Annotated in this window: 22 protein-coding genes and 1 tRNA gene; 11 read left to right on the forward strand and 12 right to left on the reverse strand. The window is 66.4% G+C overall.

The window, feature by feature from the left end; genetic code table 11:
- Positions 1-27: 27 nt before the first annotated feature.
- From N0B71_RS26560 to N0B71_RS26570, 3 genes are all read right to left on the reverse strand, one after another.
- Positions 28-1,248, reverse strand: a complete 1,221-nt coding sequence (locus tag N0B71_RS26560; protein ID WP_259756005.1) for a winged helix-turn-helix domain-containing protein — start codon at positions 1,246-1,248, stop codon at positions 28-30.
- A gap of 60 nt (positions 1,249-1,308) precedes the next feature.
- Positions 1,309-1,788 (reverse strand): DUF3291 domain-containing protein, encoded by a 480-nt coding sequence (locus N0B71_RS26565; RefSeq protein ID WP_259756006.1) that lies wholly within the window; start codon positions 1,786-1,788, stop codon positions 1,309-1,311.
- Positions 1,789-1,862: 74 nt separating this feature from the next.
- Positions 1,863-2,105, reverse strand: a complete 243-nt coding sequence (locus N0B71_RS26570) for a DUF1127 domain-containing protein (protein ID WP_311197259.1) — start codon at positions 2,103-2,105, stop codon at positions 1,863-1,865.
- Between the two features lie 97 nt (positions 2,106-2,202).
- Between N0B71_RS26570 and N0B71_RS26575 the strand changes: the two genes are divergently transcribed.
- Positions 2,203-3,054: a LysR family transcriptional regulator gene (locus N0B71_RS26575; protein ID WP_259756009.1), complete on the forward strand. Its 852-nt coding sequence runs from the start codon at positions 2,203-2,205 to the stop codon at positions 3,052-3,054.
- 6 nt (positions 3,055-3,060) lie between these two features.
- Here N0B71_RS26575 and N0B71_RS26580 read toward each other — a convergent pair whose 3' ends face one another.
- Complete coding sequence (locus N0B71_RS26580; RefSeq protein WP_259756010.1) at positions 3,061-3,807, reverse strand: sulfite exporter TauE/SafE family protein; 747 nt, start codon at positions 3,805-3,807, stop codon at positions 3,061-3,063.
- A gap of 106 nt (positions 3,808-3,913) precedes the next feature.
- Here N0B71_RS26580 and N0B71_RS26585 point away from each other — a divergent pair, with 106 nt between their 5' ends.
- The 3 genes from N0B71_RS26585 (at position 3,914) to N0B71_RS26595 (ending at position 5,970) form a co-directional block, all read left to right on the forward strand.
- Complete coding sequence (locus N0B71_RS26585; RefSeq protein ID WP_259756011.1) at positions 3,914-4,870, forward strand: LysR family transcriptional regulator; 957 nt, start codon at positions 3,914-3,916, stop codon at positions 4,868-4,870.
- A 61-nt stretch (positions 4,871-4,931) separates the two neighbouring features.
- Positions 4,932-5,381, forward strand: coding sequence for a MarR family winged helix-turn-helix transcriptional regulator (locus tag N0B71_RS26590; protein WP_259756013.1), 450 nt, complete (start codon positions 4,932-4,934; stop codon positions 5,379-5,381).
- A 160-nt stretch (positions 5,382-5,541) separates the two neighbouring features.
- Positions 5,542-5,970, forward strand: a complete 429-nt coding sequence (locus N0B71_RS26595) for an organic hydroperoxide resistance protein (protein WP_024764536.1) — start codon at positions 5,542-5,544, stop codon at positions 5,968-5,970.
- A gap of 66 nt (positions 5,971-6,036) precedes the next feature.
- On the opposite strand, the gene efp is transcribed toward N0B71_RS26595, so the two are convergent.
- Positions 6,037-6,603 carry an elongation factor P gene (gene efp, locus N0B71_RS26600; RefSeq protein WP_090260808.1) on the reverse strand — a complete coding sequence of 189 codons (567 nt, stop codon included), beginning with the start codon at positions 6,601-6,603 and terminating at the stop codon, positions 6,037-6,039.
- 42 nt (positions 6,604-6,645) lie between these two features.
- The gene (earP, locus tag N0B71_RS26605; protein WP_259756015.1) at positions 6,646-7,773 is read right to left on the reverse strand and encodes an elongation factor P maturation arginine rhamnosyltransferase EarP; all 1,128 of its coding nucleotides are present in this window, start codon (positions 7,771-7,773) and stop codon (positions 6,646-6,648) included.
- Between the two features lie 173 nt (positions 7,774-7,946).
- Here earP and N0B71_RS26610 point away from each other — a divergent pair.
- Both N0B71_RS26610 and oprI read left to right on the forward strand, forming a co-directional pair.
- Positions 7,947-8,036, forward strand: a tRNA-Ser gene (locus N0B71_RS26610).
- 410 nt (positions 8,037-8,446) lie between these two features.
- A complete protein-coding gene (gene oprI / locus N0B71_RS26615; RefSeq protein ID WP_017517003.1) occupies positions 8,447-8,698 on the forward strand; it encodes an outer membrane lipoprotei OprI in 252 nt (83 codons plus the stop codon).
- Positions 8,699-8,840: 142 nt separating this feature from the next.
- On the opposite strand, the gene N0B71_RS26620 is transcribed toward oprI, so the two are convergent.
- The 3 genes from N0B71_RS26620 to N0B71_RS26630 form a co-directional block, all read right to left on the reverse strand.
- On the reverse strand, positions 8,841-9,818 hold the full coding sequence (locus tag N0B71_RS26620; RefSeq protein WP_259756017.1) for a L,D-transpeptidase family protein: 978 nt from the start codon (positions 9,816-9,818) through the stop codon (positions 8,841-8,843).
- Positions 9,819-9,891: 73 nt separating this feature from the next.
- Complete coding sequence (locus tag N0B71_RS26625) at positions 9,892-10,170, reverse strand: hypothetical protein (protein WP_259756018.1); 279 nt, start codon at positions 10,168-10,170, stop codon at positions 9,892-9,894.
- An 87-nt stretch (positions 10,171-10,257) separates the two neighbouring features.
- The gene (locus tag N0B71_RS26630; RefSeq protein WP_259756020.1) at positions 10,258-10,863 is read right to left on the reverse strand and encodes an arylesterase; all 606 of its coding nucleotides are present in this window, start codon (positions 10,861-10,863) and stop codon (positions 10,258-10,260) included.
- Between the two features lie 10 nt (positions 10,864-10,873).
- On the opposite strand from N0B71_RS26630, the gene N0B71_RS26635 reads away from it, so the two are divergent.
- Genes N0B71_RS26635 through greB form a run of 3 tightly spaced genes read left to right on the forward strand, consistent with a single transcriptional unit; the run spans position 10,874 to position 14,611 of the window.
- Positions 10,874-11,557, forward strand: coding sequence for an ABC transporter ATP-binding protein (locus N0B71_RS26635; RefSeq protein ID WP_259756021.1), 684 nt, complete (start codon positions 10,874-10,876; stop codon positions 11,555-11,557).
- 13 nt (positions 11,558-11,570) lie between these two features.
- Complete coding sequence (locus N0B71_RS26640; protein WP_259756022.1) at positions 11,571-14,072, forward strand: ABC transporter permease; 2,502 nt, start codon at positions 11,571-11,573, stop codon at positions 14,070-14,072.
- Between the two features lie 41 nt (positions 14,073-14,113).
- The gene (gene greB, locus N0B71_RS26645) at positions 14,114-14,611 is read left to right on the forward strand and encodes a transcription elongation factor GreB (protein WP_259756023.1); all 498 of its coding nucleotides are present in this window, start codon (positions 14,114-14,116) and stop codon (positions 14,609-14,611) included.
- 95 nt (positions 14,612-14,706) lie between these two features.
- Here greB and N0B71_RS26650 read toward each other — a convergent pair whose 3' ends face one another.
- Positions 14,707-15,027 (reverse strand): hypothetical protein, encoded by a 321-nt coding sequence (locus N0B71_RS26650; RefSeq protein ID WP_259756024.1) that lies wholly within the window; start codon positions 15,025-15,027, stop codon positions 14,707-14,709.
- A gap of 182 nt (positions 15,028-15,209) precedes the next feature.
- Between N0B71_RS26650 and thpR the strand changes: the two genes are divergently transcribed.
- Positions 15,210-15,728, forward strand: coding sequence for an RNA 2',3'-cyclic phosphodiesterase (gene thpR / locus N0B71_RS26655; protein WP_259756026.1), 519 nt, complete (start codon positions 15,210-15,212; stop codon positions 15,726-15,728).
- Here the strand turns inward: thpR and N0B71_RS26660 are convergent.
- Complete coding sequence (locus N0B71_RS26660; protein WP_259756028.1) at positions 15,714-16,613, reverse strand: LysR family transcriptional regulator; 900 nt, start codon at positions 16,611-16,613, stop codon at positions 15,714-15,716. The two genes, thpR and N0B71_RS26660, sit on opposite strands and share 15 nt — an antisense overlap.
- Before the next feature lie 93 nt (positions 16,614-16,706).
- Here N0B71_RS26660 and N0B71_RS26665 point away from each other — a divergent pair, with 93 nt between their 5' ends.
- On the forward strand, positions 16,707-17,735 hold the full coding sequence (locus N0B71_RS26665) for a YeiH family protein (protein ID WP_259756029.1): 1,029 nt from the start codon (positions 16,707-16,709) through the stop codon (positions 17,733-17,735).
- 241 nt (positions 17,736-17,976) lie between these two features.
- Here the strand turns inward: N0B71_RS26665 and N0B71_RS26670 are convergent, their stop codons facing one another.
- Entirely contained in the window at positions 17,977-18,411 is a 435-nt protein-coding gene (locus N0B71_RS26670) for a DoxX family protein (protein WP_045211483.1), read from the reverse strand.
- Positions 18,412-18,464 lie beyond the last annotated feature (53 nt).

Below are 18,464 nucleotides of genomic sequence, written 5' to 3' on the forward strand. Positions count from 1 at the left end.
CGGGCCTCTTCGGAGGCCCGTTCGTTTTCAGGCCTGCGCCAGCAGCCCCTGCAGCCGCGCACCGGACGGCCGCCGGCAATTCACCGCCACCTGCGCAAGCCCGAGCCACCGGGCTATCTCGCCCAGTTGCTGCGCCAGCGCGGCGTGCCCCTCCTCGCTCAGGCCCTTTTCCTCTTCATGCACGGCATGCACCACCAGCGTTCCGCTGGCGCGATCGGAGCGCAGGTCGACCCGCGCGGCCAGGTGCTCGTCGAACAGGAACGGCAGCACGTAGTAGCCGTACACCCGCTTGTGTTGCGGCGTGTAGATCTCCAGGCGGTAGCGGAAGTCGAACAGCCGCTCGGTGCGAGCGCGTTCCCACACCAGCGAATCGAAGGGCGACAGCAAGGCACTGGCGCGCACCTTGCGCGGGATCACCGGGTCCGCCAGGCAATAGGCCGGCGCCTGCCAGCCCTGCACCTGCACGGGCAGCAGTTCGCCCGCCTCCACCAGTTCGGCCAGCCGCGCCTTGCTGTCGGCAGGGTCGAGGCGGAAGTAATCGCGCAGGTCCTTCTCGGTGGCGACGCCCAGCGCCTGCGCCGAATGCAGCAGCAACTGGCGCTGCGCCTGCTCTTCGTCCAATTCGGGCTGTTGCAACAGGTCCGCGGGCAGTACCCGCTCGGGCAAATCGTACAGGCGCTCGAAACCGCGTCGCCCGGCCACCGTCACCTCTCCCGCGGCGAACAGCCATTCCAGCGCGTGCTTCTCATCGCTCCAGTCCCACCAGGGGCCGGCCCGCTCTGCGCGGGTGGTCAGGCTGCCGGCGCCCAGCGCGCCCTGCTCGCGCACGGCGTGCAGCACCCGCTGGATCACCGCTTGCTGCTCGCGGCCGAAGCGCGCCAGCTGCTGGTAGATCCCCTGGCCCTGCGCTGCACGACGCATGCGCCAGCGCATCAGCGGGTAGAGCTGCAGCGGCAGCAGCGATGCTTCATGGCCCCAGTATTCGAACAGGCGGCGATGCCGCCCGCCGCTCCAGGCTGCCTCTTCCAGCAGCGTCGGCGAATACTGGCCCAGGCGCGAGAACAGCGGCAGGTAATGCGAGCGCACCAGTGCGTTCACCGAGTCGATCTGCAGCACACCCAGGCGCTCCAGCAGGCTGCGCACATGGCGGCGCTGCACCTCGCCGGCTGGCTTGCGCACGGTAAAGCCCTGGGCGGCCAGGGCCAGCCTGCGGGCCTGCTTGAGGGACAGGGATTCGACGATCGGCATCGCGGCCTCCAGGTCTGGACGAGCCCTAGAGCCTAACCGCATTCGCTGCGCCTGGCTGCATCAGGCGGGTTCGCCCAGACGTTCCGGCCTGGGGAAGGGACGCGCGAAGGTGAAGACGTCCGCCGAGGGGCCCTGCAGCCGCAGTCGCTCCAGGCGGTCGCGGGCCATGGCCACGTCCGGCAGCTCATCGACCGGCAGCCACCAGAGCGCGAGGCTGGGCGCGGGCAGGCGCTCCATCCAGTCGCGCTTGCTGCGCAGGACCTGCAGGTGCTCGCCGGCATAGACATAGTCCTTGAGCGCCTCCACCGATTCCCACACCGACAGGTTGACGATGATCAGCGGGTCCTCGAAGACGCGGATGGAGGTGGCATCGCCCTCCTCCGTCTGCAGGCGCCAGACGAAACCGAGGCTGCGCTCGGCAAGGGCATTGATGTGGTCGAGCTGGTCGACGAAGCCCTTCATCAGCGGGTGATCCAGCGGGGCGCGGGCCTTGGCGATGTTGACCTGGGCGAGGTGGTAACGAGCGGACGACGAATTCAACGTCAGGGCTTCCTTGTCATGGTTGTCAACGCAAGCGCGGGCGGCACGGCGAGGGTCCGTGCCGCCCGGCGGGTTCAACGACGAACATCGTCCATCCAGAACGGACGCTCGATTTCTTCGAGGATATCGGCACGGCTCAAGCCGATGTCCTTGAGTGCTTCATCGCTCATGCTCGCCAGCTCACGACGCTGGCGCGCCAGCTCCTGCCAACGCAGGAAGCGCTGTACCACGCGTTTCCATAGCGACACGGTTGTGCCGTTGCGGGCGGAGGCTTTGTGGACATGGTAGGACGCTACGAAACCAAGTTGACCTTTCATCATGCTTCCCTCCCTGTGGGGTTGGATGCAGTTTCCCGCTCGCGCTAAGATCAATCCAACGAATCATTCTTATGCGACTCATCTCGGAGATTGATGAATGAGCAGCTTCCCCAGCATCGACAGCGAACTGCTGCGCACCTTCGTCGCCATCGCCGACCACGGCGGCTTCACCCGCGCGGCCGAGATGGTCAACCGCACCCAGTCGGCGGTGAGCATGCAGATGAAACGCCTGGAGGAAGACGTGCTGGAGCGCAGCCTGTTCGAGCGCGACGGCCGCCAGGTGCGGCTGACGCCCGAGGGGCAGATCCTGCTGGGCTACGCGCGGCGCATCCTGCGGCTGCAGGGCGAGGTGTTCAACACCTTCCGCCAGCCGCACATGGTCGGCTCGGTGAAGATCGGCACGCCGGATGACTACGTGATGCGCTTCCTGCCCAGCATCCTTTCGCGCTTCGCCGAGGCCTACCCGCTGGTGCAGGTGGAAGTGCACTGCGAATCGTCGGCGCAACTGCTGATGCGCAACGACCTGGACCTGTCCATCGTCACCCGCGAGCCGGGCACCGAGATCGGCCAGTTGCTGCGCCAGGAATCCTTCGTCTGGATGGCCGCCGAGAGCTTCTGCCCGCAGGAGCAGCGCCCGCTGCCGCTGGCGATGTTCAACACCGCCTGCTTCTGCCGCGCCTGGGCCTGCAATGCGCTGGAAGCGATGGAGGTGGACTACCGCATCGCCTACAGCAGCCCGAGCCTGTCGGCGCTGTTCGCCGTGGCCAGCGCGGGGCTGGCGGTCACGGCGCAGCTGCAGAGCCTGCTCACCGGCAACCTGCGCATCATCGGCGAAGACGAGGGCCTGCCGGTCCTGCCCACCGCCAGCATCGTGCTGCTGCGCGGGCAGAAGATGACGCCGGTGACCGACAAGCTGGCCGAATACATCGTCGAGGGCTTCCGTTCGTAAGGCGGCTCAGCGCACCGCCAGCAGCACTGCGCAGACGATCAGGAAGGCACTGAAGGCCATGCGCAGCTGGCGCTCGGGCAGAGCGTGGGCCAGGCGCACGCCCCAGGAAATGCTCAGCAGGCCGCCCAGCGCCAACGCGCTGCCCATGCGCCAGTCCACATGACCGTGCACGGCATAGGTCGCCAGCGCCACGCCCGTGCTCGGCGCCGCCAGTGCCAGGGCGAGGCCCTGGGCGATGACCTGGGTCAGACCGAAGACCGACGTCAGCACCGGCGTCGCCAACACCCCGCCGCCGACACCGAACAGCCCACCCAGCGACCCCGCCCCCAGGCCCAGCACCCCCATCCACGGCAAACCGTAGCGCGGCGTGCTGCTGCCCTCGGGCACGCGCTGGAACAACCGCACCAGCAGGTAGAGCGCCAGCAGGACGAGGAACACCACGAAGGCGGTACGCATGCTGCCGGCGTCGAGGTTGACCGCAATGCTCGACGCGAAGAACGCGCAGACCAGGCCGGTCAGCGCCAGCACGCCGGCCTGGGCAAAGTCGATGCGGTTGCGCTGGTGGTAGCGCCAGATCGCCAGCACAACATTGGGCACCACCATCACCAGCGCCGTGCCCTGCGCCAATTGCTGATCCAGCCCGAACAGCACGCCCAGCGCCGGAATCGCCAGCAGCCCGCCGCCGATGCCGAACAGCCCACCCAGGCTGCCCAGGATGACGCCGAGCAGAAAGTCCACAACCAGGTCCCACATCACGCACCTCCACGACTGTGCGCCCATGCTAGAAAACCGTGGCTGGATGGGAAACGCAAAGCGCAGCACAATGGCTTTGCCTTTCTCGCATAGCGAACTTGCCCACATGAATGTTTCCGGCCTCGAAGACCCGCTCGACCTGTATCTGGACGTGCTCGAACACGGCAGCTTCTCCGCCGCCGCGCGCCTGCGCCAGCTCACGCCCTCCGCCGTCGCGCGGCGCATGGATGCGCTGGAGCAAGGACTCGGGTCGACCCTGCTGGTGCGCAGCACCCACCAGGTGCGCGCCACGCCAGCGGGCCTGGCGTTTGCCGAGCGCGCCCGGCGGATCGTCGGCGAACTGCGCCAGGCGCGGGCCGAAGCAGTGTCCCTGAGCACAGCGCCGGAAGGGCTGATCCGCATCGATGCACCGGTGCCCTTCGGCCGCCGCCATCTGGCGCCGGCACTGGCCGACTTCCTCACCGCCAACCCTGGCCTGGATGTGCAACTGCGGCTGATCGACAGCTTCACCGATACCCGCGGAGAAAACCTCGGCCAGGTCGACCTGGTCCTGCGCATCGGCACCCTCCCCGACAGCCGCCTGGTCGCGACGCGCCTGGCGGCCATGCGGCGGATCGTCTGCGCCAGCCCCGCCTACCTGGAACACTACGGCACGCCGGCCTCGCCATCGGCATTGCCCGATCACGTTGGCCTCGACTGGGAAGGCCTCGCGCCGCCGCTGGCCTGGCGTTTTCTCATCGACGGCAAGCTGCAGCACCTGCGGCCGCGCCGGCTGCGCATGACCGCCAACAACGCCGAGACGCTGGTGGAAGGCGCCCTGCAAGGCCTAGGGCTGGCCCACCTGCCGACCTGGCTGTGCAGCGAGTATCTGATCAGCGGCCAACTGGTGCCGCTGTTCTGCGAGAACGGCCTGCCCGAGCCGGAGCCGGGCGTCATCCACGCATTACGCCTGGAGCGTGGCACGCACCCGCGCAGCGAGCGCCTGCTGGCCTTCCTGCTGGAGCGCTTTGGCTTTCCACCGCCCTGGGACGTGGCGCTGGCGGAAGCGCTGTTCAAGAATTAACCATCGCGCTAAATTAATGCGTAATCACCTCTTCGCTTCGAGCGCGAGCCAGGAGCACGCCATGACCCAGCAAGACCCGACCTGCGAAGCCCTCAAGCTGGATAACCAGCTGTGCTTCGCCCTCTACTCCACGTCCCTGCAGATGACCAAGGTCTACAAGCCCCTGCTGCAGGAACTCGGCCTCACCTACCCGCAATACATCGCCATGCTGGTGCTGTGGGAGGAAGACGGCATCACGGTGGGCGAAATCAGCGCGCGCATGCTCACCGACCCCGGCTCCCTCACTCCGCTACTCAAGCGCCTGGAGGCCGAAGGGCTGATCACCCGCACCCGCAGCCAGGCGGACGAACGCGTGGTGCAGCTTCGCCTGACCGAAAAGGGCCGCGACCTGCGCCGACAGGCGGAGCGCATTCCGGCCTGCATCCTGGCCAGCAGCGGGCTAACGTTGGACAGTCTGAAGCGCCTCCAGGAGGAGCTGGTGGAGCTGCGCGGACATCTGCAAGCCCCGTAAACCGGGGCTTATGCCAAAGCTGCAGGTTCTTTAGTCAGAAATCTTCCAATAATTATCTTGCGCACTAAATTAAACAGAACTAACTTTCATCTCACGAACTGCTTAGCGCACCAAACTTTAACCAACCAGACATTCACAGCCAGACACTCGGAGACACACCATGCAAACCATCAAAGCCCTGTACACCGCCACCGCTACCGCCACCGGAGGCCGCGACGGCCGCGCCGTTTCCTCGGACGGCATCCTCGACGTGAAACTGAGCACTCCGCGCGAACTGGGCGGTGCGGGCGGTGAAGCCACCAACCCGGAACAACTGTTCGCCGCCGGCTACTCGGCCTGCTTCATAGGCGCCATCAAGTTCGTCGCCAGCCAGAGCAAGAAGCAGATCCCGGCGGACGCCTCGATCACCGGCAAGGTCGGCATCGGCCAGATCCCCGGCGGCTTCGGCCTGGAAGTGGAGCTGAACATCAACCTGCCAGGGCTGGACCAGGCAGAAGCCGAAGACCTGGTTGCCAAGGCCCACCAGGTCTGCCCCTACTCCAACGCGACCCGCGGCAACATCGATGTACGCCTGAACGTCAGCGTCTGACCTCTCCAGGTCGCAGAAACGAAAAAGCCCGGCATCAGCCGGGCTTTTCTGTGTCTCGAATCAGGCTCAGGCCTTGACGCGGGACTTGTACTCGCCAGTGCGGGTGTCGATCTCGATGGAGTCGCCGATTTCGCAGAAGGCGGAAACCTGGACTTCAGCACCGTTCTTCAGGCGAGCGGTCTTCATCACTTTACCGGAGGTGTCGCCACGGACAGCCGGCTCGGTGTAGACGATTTCGCGAACGATGGTGGTCGGCAGTTCGACGGAGATGACTTTATCGTTGTAGAAGACCGCTTCGCAGACGTCGGTCATGCCGTCTTCGATGAAGGTCAGCACGCCTTCCAGGTCGCCTTTCTCGATTTCGTACTGGTTGAACTCGGTGTCCATGAAGACATACAGCGGGTCGGCGAAGTACGAGTAGGTCACTTCCTTGCGATCGAGGATGATCGGCTCCAGCTTGTCGTCGGCCTTGAACACGGTCTCGGTGCCGGCACCGGTCAGCAGGTTCTTCAGCTTCATCTTGACGACCGCGGAGTTACGGCCGGATTTGTTGAACTCGGCCTTCTGGATGACCCAGGGGGCGCCATTGATGTTGGCAACCTGGCCAGCGCGGAACTCTTGTGCGGTTTTCATACGATTATCCGATTGGATTGGAGACAAAAAACAGGGGCCATATCATAGCCAATTTGTATAAAAACGCACCAGCCCCGCGGCAAGATCGGTTTGTTCGGTCAATCGGCGCTGCCAATCGCCAATCCACGTCGCCCATTCCGGCATCCGCTTCTCCAGCGCTCGCCACGCCTTGCCCGCATCGCCCCGGCCGTTCCAGGCGCTCCAGAAGGCGACCAGGTCCGCCCGCAGTGACTCGTCCAGCCCCTCACCGAACAGCGCCAGGAAGGCATCGAGTTTTTCCAGGTGGACCTCTTCATCCTGCGGATAGATGTGCCAGACGAACGGCCGCCCCGCCCACTGCGCGCGAACGAAGGAGTCCTCGCCGCGCACGGCGTTGAAATCGCAGCTCCACAGCAACAGGTCGTAGTCTTCCTGGCGCATGAACGGCAACACCTGCACGCGCAACGATTCACGCCGGACCTGCTCGCCGACCGCCAGCGACTTTCCGGCCCAGCGCTGGACGTCCGCCAGCACCCTGCCCTCGGGCACCAGCAGCAGCGTTGGCTCGGTGCCGGCAGCCACTGCATCGAGCCAACCGCCCAACGCGGCATTCTCATAGGCAAACAGAGAAATGCGCCGCTCGTTCGCGCGCGGCTGCACGCCGAGGCCTTCGAGGAATCGCAGGCTGGCAGCCGGATCGGCCTGGAAGGCATCGCGCCGGGCGATCAGATCACTCTCGCGCAGCAGGCCACCGGTGGCCGGCGTGAAACCGGGGAAATAGAAGTACTTCTGCAGACCGCTGGCCTGCATCGACGGCAAGCCGTGGCAGGACTCCACCCACGGCTCGGCGCTGAGGTATTCCAGGTTCAGCCACAGCGACGGCCTCTGGCGACGCCCCATGGCTTCTATATAGGCAGCCGGCAGTTCGCAGGCGAACGCTTCGATGACCACGTCCGCTGCGGTGGCTTCCCGCCAGGGCCTGGGCCACAGGCACACATCCACCCCCGCTTGCCGTTGCGACGCGGCGGCGCCGTCGGCCTCGGGGCAGATACGCACGAAGGCTGCGAGGTCGTCGACCCACAGGCGCACCGGCTGCCGATGTTCCTCCGCCAACTGCCGGGCCAGCCGCCAGGTGACGCCGATATCGCCGTAGTTGTCGACTACGCTGCAGAAGATGTCCCAGCTCGCCATGCGCTTTCCTACGTACCAGAGCCTGTCTCAGAAGGCGCCAGTGTACCCGCGATCCCGACCATGCTCCTTAAGCCGATGAATCCGTTGGAAAAAATTTTCAAAAAAGATTTGCCAAGGAGGAAACCTTTGAGTAAAGTGCGCGCCTCGACAGACACAGCGCTGTCGAGAAATCTGGTGAGGTGTCCGAGCGGTTGAAGGAGCACGCCTGGAAAGTGTGTATACGAGAAATCGTATCGAGGGTTCGAATCCCTCCCTCACCGCCAGATTCATGAAAAAGCCCGGCTAAGCAATTAGCCGGGCTTTTTCGTTTTCCGCTTCACACTTTCTTCACCGATAGCCGCTAGTTGCAAGTTGTCAGTTGGACAACTGCACAACGCCGACTAAACAGTTGTTCGACCATTGTCGACACTCTTTCGACAGCTTGGTTCCGAAAGCCGAAAGCGGCGCTGCACCCGCCTGATAGCCTTTGGCAGTGCGCCTTTGCCAGATTGGACAGTTTTTGCCCAAATCGGCCTCGCACTAGTGCTAAGAGCAGGCCTAACATGAAAAAAAAGTGCTGTACTTGCGCTTGGTCAGTTTACTTACTACAAGTAATGAGTACTATGTAGTCCGGCTAATTTCCCAGTCATGGGAGATTGCTTTTAATGGAAATGTCCACCTTAAGGGGAACACGATGAACAACGTTCTGAAATTCTCTGCTCTGGCTCTGGCTGCTGTTCTGGCCACCGGTTGCAGCAGCCACTCGAAAGAAACCGAAGCACGTCTGACCGCTACTGAAGACGCCGCTGCTCGCGCTCAAGCCCGTGCCGATGAAGCTTATCGCAAGGCTGACGAAGCTCTGGCCGCCGCTCAGAAAGCCCAGCAGACCGCTGACGAGGCTAACGAGCGCGCCCTGCGTATGCTGGACAAAGCCAGCCGCAAGTAATAGATCTTCGGATCTGTTCGAAAAAACCGACCCCTCGGGGTCGGTTTTTTTATGCCTGCCGTTTGCTGCCCAGCGCGATCGGCAGGCAACAAAAAGCCCGCTCGACCGGCGACGGTCGGCGGGCTTTGTTGCGTGCCGGGGATTACTGCAGCGGCACGGCGTCCTGGTCGACAGTGGCGGCAACCGAACCGCCCTGCACTTGCGGCTGAGCGATGGCGACCGGCAGGCCGTCTTCGGCAGCGACCACTTCACGCACCACGTTCCAGTCCATCTGCATCTGGCTGGCGATATCCTCGCGCTTGAGCAGGGCGTTGATCACCGCGGTGTGCTTGTCGACCACCGACGGGTCGCCGTTGTCATCGATCGGCGCGTGAGCCTCGAGGTAGATCTTGCCTTCGCTGCGACCGAACTTGTACGGCTCGTTGATGATGCGCACCTTGGTGCCCACCGGGATCATCGAGAACAGCTGGGTAACGTCCCAGTTGTACATACGGAAGCAACCGTGGCTGGTGCGGGTGCCGATACCGAACTTCTTGTTCGAACCGTGGATCAGGTAGCCGTGGAAGCCCAGGCTCATCTTGTACGGGCCCAGCGGGTTGTCCGGGCCCGGCGGCACCACGGTCGGCAGCGGGTCGCCATCGGCGGCGTGCTCGGCGCGGATCGACGCCGGCGGGTACCAGGCCGGGTCCTTGGTCTTGGCGATCACGGTGGTGCTGCCCACCGGCGAACCCCAGCCTTCACGGCCGATGCCCAGGGCGTAGGTGTAGACGACGTTCTTGTCCTTGGGGAAGTAGTACAGGCGGTACTCGGCGAGGTTGATCACTACCCCTTCGCGCGGGCCCGGCGGCAGGACGAAACGGGTCGGAATGATGATCTCGGTGCCCACGCCCGGCAGCCAGGCGTCGACGCCCGGGTTGGCGGCGATCATCTCGGAGTAGCCGAGGCCGTATTTCTCGCCGAGATCGGCGAAGGTGTCTTCGTACTTGGCCTTGATCACCTGGACCTGGCCGACGATATCGTCACCCGGTGCCGGCAGCGGCAGTTCAATGGCGGAAACGGGGCCGGCCGAGAGCAGCGCGGCGAGGGACAGCGAGCAGGCGGCAATGACGCGCGACAACATCCGAGGATCCTTGACGAGGGCAATGAGCAAAGGGTGATCAGTTTACCACCGCAAGCCCCGTCAACGGGAGATGTCAGATGAGCCAGGAACTGCGCGCGCCGCGCTTTTCCTCATCCAGTTGTTTCAGGCAGGCCGCGCAGATGCGTCGATCGCGCAACAGCGGTTTTTCGGCGCCGCGCCACAGCGGCTGGGCCGGCAGCAGGCTGCCGCAGAGCGTGCGGTCCGCCGGGGTCCCCAGCTCCAGTTGGCGCGCCACCAGGTGCACCCGGACCTCGCGGCAGGCGAACAGATCCAACTGCTCATCGGGCTCGATCAGTTGGTAGGCGAAGAGGGTCCAGGCGGGGCGCGACATAGGGGGTTCCAGAAGGGTGCGCAAACATAGCCGAAAGGCCGGGCGCGGGGAAGCCTCGATTCTGCCGTTTATCAACGCGGCGAGTGATCAGAGTAGCGGCTTGAGCGTCGGCCACACGTTGTCCAGCAGTCTGGGCTGCGCCGCCACCGCCGGGTGGATGCCGTCAGCCTGCATCATGTCCTGCACGCCGCCCACCCCGTCGAGGAAGAACGGCACCAGCGCGATCTTCTGCTCGCTCGCCACGCTCTGGAAGACCTGGGCGAAGGCATCGGTGTAGCGCTGCCCGTAGTTGGGCGGCAGGCGCATGCCCAGCAGAACGACCTTGGCGCCCGCCTGCCGCGACTGCTGAACCATCGCATTAAGATTCTGTTGCAATTGCGCCGGCGCCATTCCGCGCAGGCCGTCGTTGCCGCCCAGCTCGATCACCACCAGTGCCGGCTTCTGCTCCGAAAGCAGCGCCGGCAGCCGCGCGAGGCCGCCGGCAGTGGTGTCGCCGGAGATCGACGCATTCACCACCCGGCAGTCGAAACCCTGCTCCTTCAGGCGCTTGTCCAGCAGGTTGACCCAGCCCTGGCTGGTATCCAGCCCCAAACCGGCGCTGATACTATCGCCGACGACCAACAGCGTCTGCGCCGCGGCCTGCTGCGTGATCAGAAGCAACGCCAGGCAGCCGCCCATTAGCCATGCACGCATCGGATTCTCCATGAGCGAACGCATTCTCACCGCGCGGAACCTTAGCAAGGTTGTTTCCAGCGCGGAAGGCAAGCTGACCATCCTCCACGACCTCTCCCTCGACCTCGCCCGCGGCGACAGCCTCGCCATCGTCGGCAGCTCCGGCTCGGGCAAATCCACCCTCCTGGGCCTGCTCGCCGGGCTGGACCTGCCCAGCGGCGGCGAGATCGTCCTGCTCGGCCACGCCCTCGGCAGCCTCGATGAAGACCAGCGCGCCCGCGTTCGCGCCGCCCACGTCGGCTTCGTCTTCCAGTCGTTCCAGCTGCTCGACAGCCTCAATGCACTGGAGAACGTCATGCTGCCGCTGGAGCTGGACGGCCGCAAGGACGCCGAACAGCGCGCCCGCGAGTTGCTGGAGCGGGTCGGCCTGGGCCAGCGCCTGACCCACTACCCGCGCCAGCTCTCCGGTGGCGAGCAGCAGCGGGTCGCCATCGCCCGCGCCTTTGCCGCCGAACCGGACGTGCTGTTCGCCGACGAGCCCACCGGCAACCTCGACACCCACACCGGCGAGCGCATCAGCGACCTGCTCTTCGAGCTGAACCGCGAGCGCGGCACCACGCTCGTGCTGGTGACCCACGACGAACGCCTCGCCCACCGCTGCCAGCGCCACATCCGCCTGGAAAGCGGCCACCTGATCGACCACGTCGAACCCTGACGGACCCGAGCCGATGAAGCCATTGTCGCTGCCCAACCTGTTCCGTCTGTCCCTGCGCCAGCTGTGGCGCGAGGGCCGCAGCGGCGAACTGCGCGTGCTGTTCTTCGCCCTGCTGGTGGCGGTGGCGGCCAGCTCCGCCATCGGCTATTTCAGCGCGCGACTCAACGGCGCCATGCTGGTGCGCGCCGCCGAATTCCTCGGTGCGGACCTGGTGCTCACCGGCACCCAGCCGGCGCAACCACAGCAGATAGACAGCGGCCTCGCGCTCGGCCTGCAGCACGCGCAGAGCGTGGAATTTTCCAGCGTGGTCGCCACCGACAACGGCATCCAGCTGAGCAGCGTGAAGGCGGTCGGCGAGAGTTATCCCTTGCGTGGCGCATTAAAGAGCGCGCCCGCACCGCTGGAGCCGGAAGTCGAAGGCGGCCGCCCGGCGCCGGGCGATATCTGGGTCGAATCACGTCTGCTGGCCAGCCTCGACCTGAAGATCGGCGACAGCGTCGACATCGGCCGCAAGCCCCTGCGCATCGCCCGCGTGCTGACCTACGAGCCGGACCGCGCCGGCGACTTCTACAGCCTCACCCCGCGCGTGATGATGAACCTGCAGGACCTGGACGCCACCGGCGTGGTCCAGCCCGGCAGCCGGGTGCGCTACCGCGACCTGTGGGGCGGCCCGCACGACGCGCTGCAAGCCTACCGCGGCGCTATCCAGGGCAAACTGGCCGCCAACCAGGAGCTACAGGACGCCCACCACGGCAACCGGCAGATCGGCGACGCCCTGGGCCGCGCCGAGCGCTACCTGAATCTCGCCAGCCTCGCCGCCGTGCTGCTCGCCGGCGTGGCCGTGGCCCTGTCGGCCAACCGCTTCGCCACCCGCCGCTTCGACGCCAGCGCCCTGCTGCGCTGCCTGGGCCTGTCGCGCCGCGAGGCCCTGCTGCTGTATGGCAGCCAGCTGTTCGCACTGGGGCTGGTGGCGAGTATCGCCGGCGCCTTCCTCGGCTGGCTGGCGCAACTGGGCCTGATGCAGCTGCTGGGCAACCTGCTGCCGCCGGAAATCCCCGACGCCGGCATCGTCCCCGCGCTCGCCGGAATGGCCACCGGGCTGGTGGCGCTGGCCGGCTTCGCCCTGCCGCCGCTGGCAGCGCTGGGCCGCGTACCGCCGCTGCGCGTGCTGCGCAGCGACCAGCTGCCCGTGCCGATGCGCACCTGGGCCGCGTATGGGTGCGCCCTGCTGGCCCTCGGCCTGATCATGTGGCGCCTGAGCCTCGACCTGAAACTCACTCTCGCCCTGCTTGGCGGCGGCGCCGTTGCCGCCGTGGTCCTCGGCTTCATCCTGTTGCTGGCCCTGCGCGGCTTGCGTCGTGCACTGCAGGGCGCAAGCCTGCCGTGGCGCCTCGGCCTCGGCCAGTTGTTGCGCTACCCGCTGGCGGCCGCCGGGCAGAGCCTCGCCTTCGGCCTGATCCTGCTGGCCATGGCCCTGATCGCCCTGCTGCGCGGCGAGCTGCTGGACACCTGGCACTCCCAGCTGCCGCCCAACGCGCCGAACCACTTCGCCCTGAACATCCTGCCGGCCGAGAAAGACGGCTTCGAGCAGCGGGTGAAGGCGCTGTCGCCCCATGCCGAAGACCTCTACCCGATGGTGCCCGGCCGGCTGGTGGCGGTGAACGGCAAGCCCGTGCATGCCATGAACGAAGACATCCGCAGCGAACGCGCCCTGCAGCGCGACCTCGGCCTGACCTGGTCGGCGCGCCTGCCCTCGGGCAACCGCATCGTCGCGGGCGACTGGTGGCACGCCGGCGAGAAGAGCGAACTGCCGGGCGTTTCGGTGGAAGAGAAGCTCGCCGGCAATCTCGGCCTGAAGGTCGGCGACCATTTGAGCTTCACCGTCGCCGGACAGACTCGCGAAGCGCAGATCCGCAGCCTGCGCGCGGTGAAGTGGGACAACTTCCAGCCGAACTTCTTCATGGTCTTCGAGCCCGGCACCCTGACCGACCTGCCCGTGACCTACCTGACCAGCTTCTACCTGCCGGCCAGCCAGGAACGCCAGCTGATCGAACTGGCCCGCGCCTACCCCACCGTCACCCTGCTCCCGGTGGACGCGCTGCTGGCGCAACTGCGCAGCATCCTCGACCAGGTCACGCTGGCGGTGGAGTACGTGCTGGTGTTCGTGCTCGCCGCCGGCTTCGTGGTGCTGTTCGCCGGCCTGCAGGCCACCCTCGATGAGCGCCTGCGCCAGGGCGCCCTGTTGCGCGCCCTGGGCGCCGAACGCGGCCTGCTGATGCGCACACGGCGCAGCGAGTTCGCCCTGCTCGGCGCGCTCAGCGGATTGCTGGCAGCGCTGGGCTGCGAACTGATCAGCTACCTGCTCTATCGATGGGTGTTCGACCTGCCGTGGAGCCCGCATCCCTGGTTGCTGCTGCTGCCGGTGCTGGGCGCACTGCTGGTGGGCGGCGCCGGGCTGCTCGGCACGCGCCGCGCGCTCAACGTGAGCCCATTGCGCCTGCTGCGCGAGAGCTGATCGGGTAGACTGCCCCGATCACTCCCTCCGCACTGGATGCCATGAGCCGCTATCGTCCGCCCCGCCCCGCCGGTACCCCGCTGATCACCCCCGAAGGCGAAGCGCGCCTGCGCGCCGAACTGCATGAACTGTGGAACGTGCGCCGGCCCCAGGTGACGCAGTCGGTCAGCGAGGCCGCCGCGCAGGGTGATCGCTCGGAGAATGCCGAATACACCTATGGCAAGAAGATGCTGCGCGAGATCGACAGCCGCGTGCGCTTCCTGCGCAAGCGCCTGGAAAACTGCAAGGTCGTCAGCGAGCGCCCGGCCGACCCGAACAAGGTCTATTTCGGCGCCTGGGTCACCCTGGAAGACGAAGAGGGCGAGCAGGCCCGCTACCGCATCGTCGGCCCGGACGAGCTGGACTTGCGCAACAACCACATCAGCATCGACTCGCCGCTGGCCCGCGCCCTGGTGGGCAAGGAACTGGACGCCGAGGTGATGGTGCGCAGCCCCTCCGGCGAGAAGCTGTGGTTCGTGGTGGAAATCGAGTATCCCTGAGGCACATGCGTGCAGGAGCGAGCTTGCTCGCGAACCCGCCCAGCGTGGAGCTGCCGGTGAACCCGCTCGCGAGCACGCTCGCTCCTACAGAATGATCAGAGCGGCGGTGGGCGGCGGGTGATCAGGCCCTGGCGGGCCACACGGGTGAGTTCGTGAACCGCGGACTCCAGCTGCTCGGCCACCGGCGACTGGACGACGGCAAAGTCGAAACTATCGCTGGGGAAGCGCGCCAGATCGGCAAAGGTCTCGGCGAACTGGATCAGGAAAGTGCGCGAGCCGTTCCAGCGCTTGGGCCAGCCATCGAGGTAACGGACGAGGGTGGGCTGGTGATTGCCGCCCAGGAGGATCTTCGGATTGCGACGCACCAGCCCGGTGGTGATCGGGGCCAGGCGCAGATGCGGGTTGGGACAGGTCATGGTGTCTGGTCTTCCACCTCAAAGGTCCTGCTGGACGCGGCGAGAGGCACACCGAACCAGCGCTTTAGCGGTATTTCGATGTCAGCCATGGCTGCATCCGCGCCCCGCAAGTTGCTACTTAAATCGGCGCTGAGCGGCATCCTAGAGAAGGCCCGGCAGCACTGTCAAGGAGACCCGAATCGATGACCACGCCACCCTTGCGGCTGTTCTTCGCGCTGCCCTGCCCGCCCGCGCTGGCGGCGCAGATCTGCGCCTGGCGCGACACCCTGCCCCTGGACGGCCAGCCCGTAGCCCAGGCCAACCTGCATTTGACCCTGGCCTTTCTCGGCTCGGTGCCGCGCGGCCGCAAGGCGGAACTGCGCGCCATCGGCGAGCGCCTGCCGCGCCAGGGCTTCGAGCTGGAACTGGACCACATCGCGCGCTGGGGCAATGGCATCCTGCATCTCGCACCGAGCCACATTCCCGCCGCCCTGCATGAGCTGGTGCAGGCCCTGCGCGAAGCGCTGCGAGCCGGTGGGTTCGAGGTCGAGCAGCGCCCCTTCCATCCGCACATCACCCTTGCCCGCCACGCCCATCACACACCGGCGGCTACCGCCTCCTTCCTGCTGCCCGCCCGGGCGGTCACCCTGTTCAGTTCGGAGAACAGCCCCAGCGGCGTGCGCTATCGCGCCATCGGCGAGTGGCCGCTAGACGGCGCCTGAGCGCGCCGCCCATTCGCTGGCGTAATCCAGGAAGCGGCGCAGACCGGCCGTTGGGTATTTGTCGATGTGCAGCGCGCGGAAGAAGGTGCGCCGCAGCGGCCCCAGCGGGTTGCCCAGGCGCACCAGCTCACCGCGTTCCAGCTCCGCCTGCACCACGCGCTGCGACAGGCATCCAATGCCGCATCCGCTGCCCACCAGGTGCTTGATCGCCTCGGCGTTGCTGACCTCCAGGGGGGCGTCGACGCTGCCCAGGCGCGGCAATACCTGCTGCTCGAAGGTCACCCGCGTGCCCGATCCGGCCTCGCGCAGCACCCAGCGCGCCGCGGCCAGATCCCTGAGGGTGACGCGCTCGGCCAGCGCCAGCGGGTGGTCCGGCGCCACCACCAGCAACAGCTCATCGGCCAGCCAGGGCGAGAGCTGGATCTGCGGATGCTGGATCGGCGCCTCGATGAAGGCCACGTCCAGGCGGAACTCGGCCAGCGCCTCGATCACCCCGCCGCTGTTGGCCACCTGCAGCTCCAGGCGGCTGTCGGGCAGCTCGGCGAGAAAGCCGGCCATCACCTGGGGCAACAGGTAGCCGCCGATGCTGCGGCTGGCGCCGAGGCTCAGTTGCACCGGTGCCGATTCGAACAGGCTTTCCAGCTCGGCGCTCTGCGCCAGCAGTGCGCTGGCCTTGGGGTAGAAGGCGCGGCCGTTGTCGTTAAGCGCCAGGCGCTTGCCGCTGCGGTCGAACAGGCGGGTGCCGAGGGTACGTTCCAGCTCCTGCAACGCCTGGCTGGCGGCGGACTGCGAGAGCGCAATGCGCGCGGCCGCCTGGGTCACGTTGCCCGATTCGGCGATCGCGGTGAAGGTCGCCAACTGGCGAAGGGTGAGGCGCGGGCCCATATCGATAAAACCGGTCAACCCAATAAGAACAATCCGTTTTTACACTAAGCGGGGCGGCGGCACCATGGCTTCACCTTATACAAGGAGCCTGCAATGAACGCCCTTCGCCGCCTGCCCTACTACCTCCCCGGCGCCCTGCTCTGCCTGGCCATCGCCTTCGGCTCGCGCCAGCTCATGGAAATCCCCGCACTGCAGCACCTGGGGCTCGGCAGCCTGACACTGGCGATCCTCATCGGCCTGTTGGCCGGCAACCTCGGCCTGGCCAGCTTCGGCGGCATCCGCCCCGGCATCGACCTGTCGCGCCAGCAACTGCTGCGCCTGGGCGTGGTGCTCTATGGCCTGCGCCTGACCTTCCAGGACATCGCCGCCCTCGGGCCGGCCGCGCTGATCATCGATGTCCTGATGGTTGCCAGCACCCTGACCGTGGCCTGGTGGATCGGCGAACGCTGGCTCAAGCTGCCGCGCGAAAGCGCCCTGCTGATCGGCGCCGGCAGCGCCATCTGCGGCGCCGCCGCGGTGATGGCGAGCAGCCCGGTGCTCAAGGCGCGGGCCGAGCACACCGCCGTCGCGGTGGCCACCGTGGTGCTGTTCGGCACCCTGGCGATGCTGCTGCACCCGCTGATCTACGCCGCACTGCCCCATCTGTTCGGCAGCGAGCAGGCCTTCGGCGTGTTCACCGGCTCGACCATCCACGAAGTCGCCCAGGTGGTCGCCGCTGGCCGCGCCATGGACCCGGCCGCCGCCGACGCCGCGCTGATCAGCAAGATGCTGCGCGTCCTGCTGCTGGCCCCGGCACTGCTGATCCTTGGCCGCGTAGGGTGCGCCGAAGCCGCCGAGCCGGGCGCCCGGCGCAAGCTGCACATTCCCGGCTTCGCCGTGCTGTTCCTGCTGGTGACCGGTCTGCGCTCGCTGGGCTGGGTGCCGCAAAGCTGGCTGGCGCCGTTGCAGCAACTGGACGACGTGATGCTCGGCATGGCGATGGCCGCCCTGGGCCTCGCCACCCGCCTGGGCGACCTGCGCAAGGAAGGCCCCAAGCCGCTGCTGCTGGGCGCCGGGCTGTTCGTCTTCCTGCTGGTGGGCGGCGGCTTGATCAATGGCGGCGTACAGTACCTCTTCCATTGATAGGAAACCCGTGCAGGGATGAGCAGGCTGGTTTCTGCACGAGGAACCCACGAAAGATGCCGGGCTTATGCCCAGCATTTTCTTTGCTCTTCGTAGGAGCGAGCTTGCTCGCGAACCGCCTGATGCCGATGCGGCCGGAGGCACTGTTCGCGAGCAAGCTCGCTCCTACAGATATCCCGTGTAGCCGACACAAACGAAAAAGCCGGGCATTGCCCGGCTTTTTCATGGATGTCGCCTGTGCTCAGCTGGACAGCTTGCGGTCCAGGGAGAACGGGCCGGCGCCGCTGATCAGCAACGCGACGCTGATCATGATCAGGGTGAAGGCGTATTCGAAGCCGTTGGCGGTGATGAAGAAGCCATTGGCCAGGTGCACGCTGAACACGGCGACCAGCATGGCCACGATCAGCGGGATGCTCGCCAGGCGCACCAGCAGACCGAGGACCAGGGCCAGACCGCCGAAGAACTCCGCGCTGCCGGCCAGGGTCGCCATCAGGTAGCCAGGAGTCACGCCGAGGGATTCCAGCCAGCCCGCCATGCCTTGCAGACCCGGGCCACCGAAGGCACCAAAGAGCTTCTGCGAGCCGTGAGCCATGAAGGTCAGGCCGGTGGTGATACGCAGCACCGCGATGCCAGCGCCAGCGTTGGTGGTCAGGATGGATTTGATCAGCGAGTTCATGGTGCGTCCTTATGGGAGGCTCTGGTGAGAGCGAAGGGTTGCGTAGGAAGTAG

The sequence above is a fragment of the Pseudomonas sp. GCEP-101 genome (assembly GCF_025133575.1).
In the GTDB taxonomy this organism is placed as follows: Bacteria; Pseudomonadota; Gammaproteobacteria; order Pseudomonadales; family Pseudomonadaceae; genus Pseudomonas; species Pseudomonas nitroreducens_B.

Bases quoted from the DNA above. Each gene is read 5' to 3' on its own strand.
- N0B71_RS26560 (WP_259756005.1), bottom strand. From the start codon at position 1,248: ATGCCGATCGTCGAATCCCTGTCCCTCAAGCAGGCCCGCAGGCTGGCC.
- N0B71_RS26570 (WP_311197259.1), bottom strand. From the start codon at position 2,105: ATGAAAGGTCAACTTGGTTTCGTAGCGTCCTACCATGTCCACAAAGCC.
- N0B71_RS26575 (WP_259756009.1), top strand. From the start codon at position 2,203: ATGAGCAGCTTCCCCAGCATCGACAGCGAACTGCTGCGCACCTTCGTC.
- N0B71_RS26580 (WP_259756010.1), bottom strand. From the start codon at position 3,807: ATGTGGGACCTGGTTGTGGACTTTCTGCTCGGCGTCATCCTGGGCAGC.
- N0B71_RS26585 (WP_259756011.1), top strand. From the start codon at position 3,914: ATGAATGTTTCCGGCCTCGAAGACCCGCTCGACCTGTATCTGGACGTG.
- N0B71_RS26590 (WP_259756013.1), top strand. From the start codon at position 4,932: ATGACCCAGCAAGACCCGACCTGCGAAGCCCTCAAGCTGGATAACCAG.
- N0B71_RS26595 (WP_024764536.1), top strand. From the start codon at position 5,542: ATGCAAACCATCAAAGCCCTGTACACCGCCACCGCTACCGCCACCGGA.
- efp (WP_090260808.1), bottom strand. From the start codon at position 6,603: ATGAAAACCGCACAAGAGTTCCGCGCTGGCCAGGTTGCCAACATCAAT.
- earP (WP_259756015.1), bottom strand. From the start codon at position 7,773: ATGGCGAGCTGGGACATCTTCTGCAGCGTAGTCGACAACTACGGCGAT.
- oprI (WP_017517003.1), top strand. From the start codon at position 8,447: ATGAACAACGTTCTGAAATTCTCTGCTCTGGCTCTGGCTGCTGTTCTG.
- N0B71_RS26620 (WP_259756017.1), bottom strand. From the start codon at position 9,818: ATGTTGTCGCGCGTCATTGCCGCCTGCTCGCTGTCCCTCGCCGCGCTG.
- N0B71_RS26625 (WP_259756018.1), bottom strand. From the start codon at position 10,170: ATGTCGCGCCCCGCCTGGACCCTCTTCGCCTACCAACTGATCGAGCCC.
- N0B71_RS26630 (WP_259756020.1), bottom strand. From the start codon at position 10,863: ATGCGTGCATGGCTAATGGGCGGCTGCCTGGCGTTGCTTCTGATCACG.
- N0B71_RS26635 (WP_259756021.1), top strand. From the start codon at position 10,874: ATGAGCGAACGCATTCTCACCGCGCGGAACCTTAGCAAGGTTGTTTCC.
- N0B71_RS26640 (WP_259756022.1), top strand. From the start codon at position 11,571: ATGAAGCCATTGTCGCTGCCCAACCTGTTCCGTCTGTCCCTGCGCCAG.
- greB (WP_259756023.1), top strand. From the start codon at position 14,114: ATGAGCCGCTATCGTCCGCCCCGCCCCGCCGGTACCCCGCTGATCACC.
- N0B71_RS26650 (WP_259756024.1), bottom strand. From the start codon at position 15,027: ATGACCTGTCCCAACCCGCATCTGCGCCTGGCCCCGATCACCACCGGG.
- thpR (WP_259756026.1), top strand. From the start codon at position 15,210: ATGACCACGCCACCCTTGCGGCTGTTCTTCGCGCTGCCCTGCCCGCCC.
- N0B71_RS26660 (WP_259756028.1), bottom strand. From the start codon at position 16,613: ATGGGCCCGCGCCTCACCCTTCGCCAGTTGGCGACCTTCACCGCGATC.
- N0B71_RS26665 (WP_259756029.1), top strand. From the start codon at position 16,707: ATGAACGCCCTTCGCCGCCTGCCCTACTACCTCCCCGGCGCCCTGCTC.
- N0B71_RS26670 (WP_045211483.1), bottom strand. From the start codon at position 18,411: ATGAACTCGCTGATCAAATCCATCCTGACCACCAACGCTGGCGCTGGC.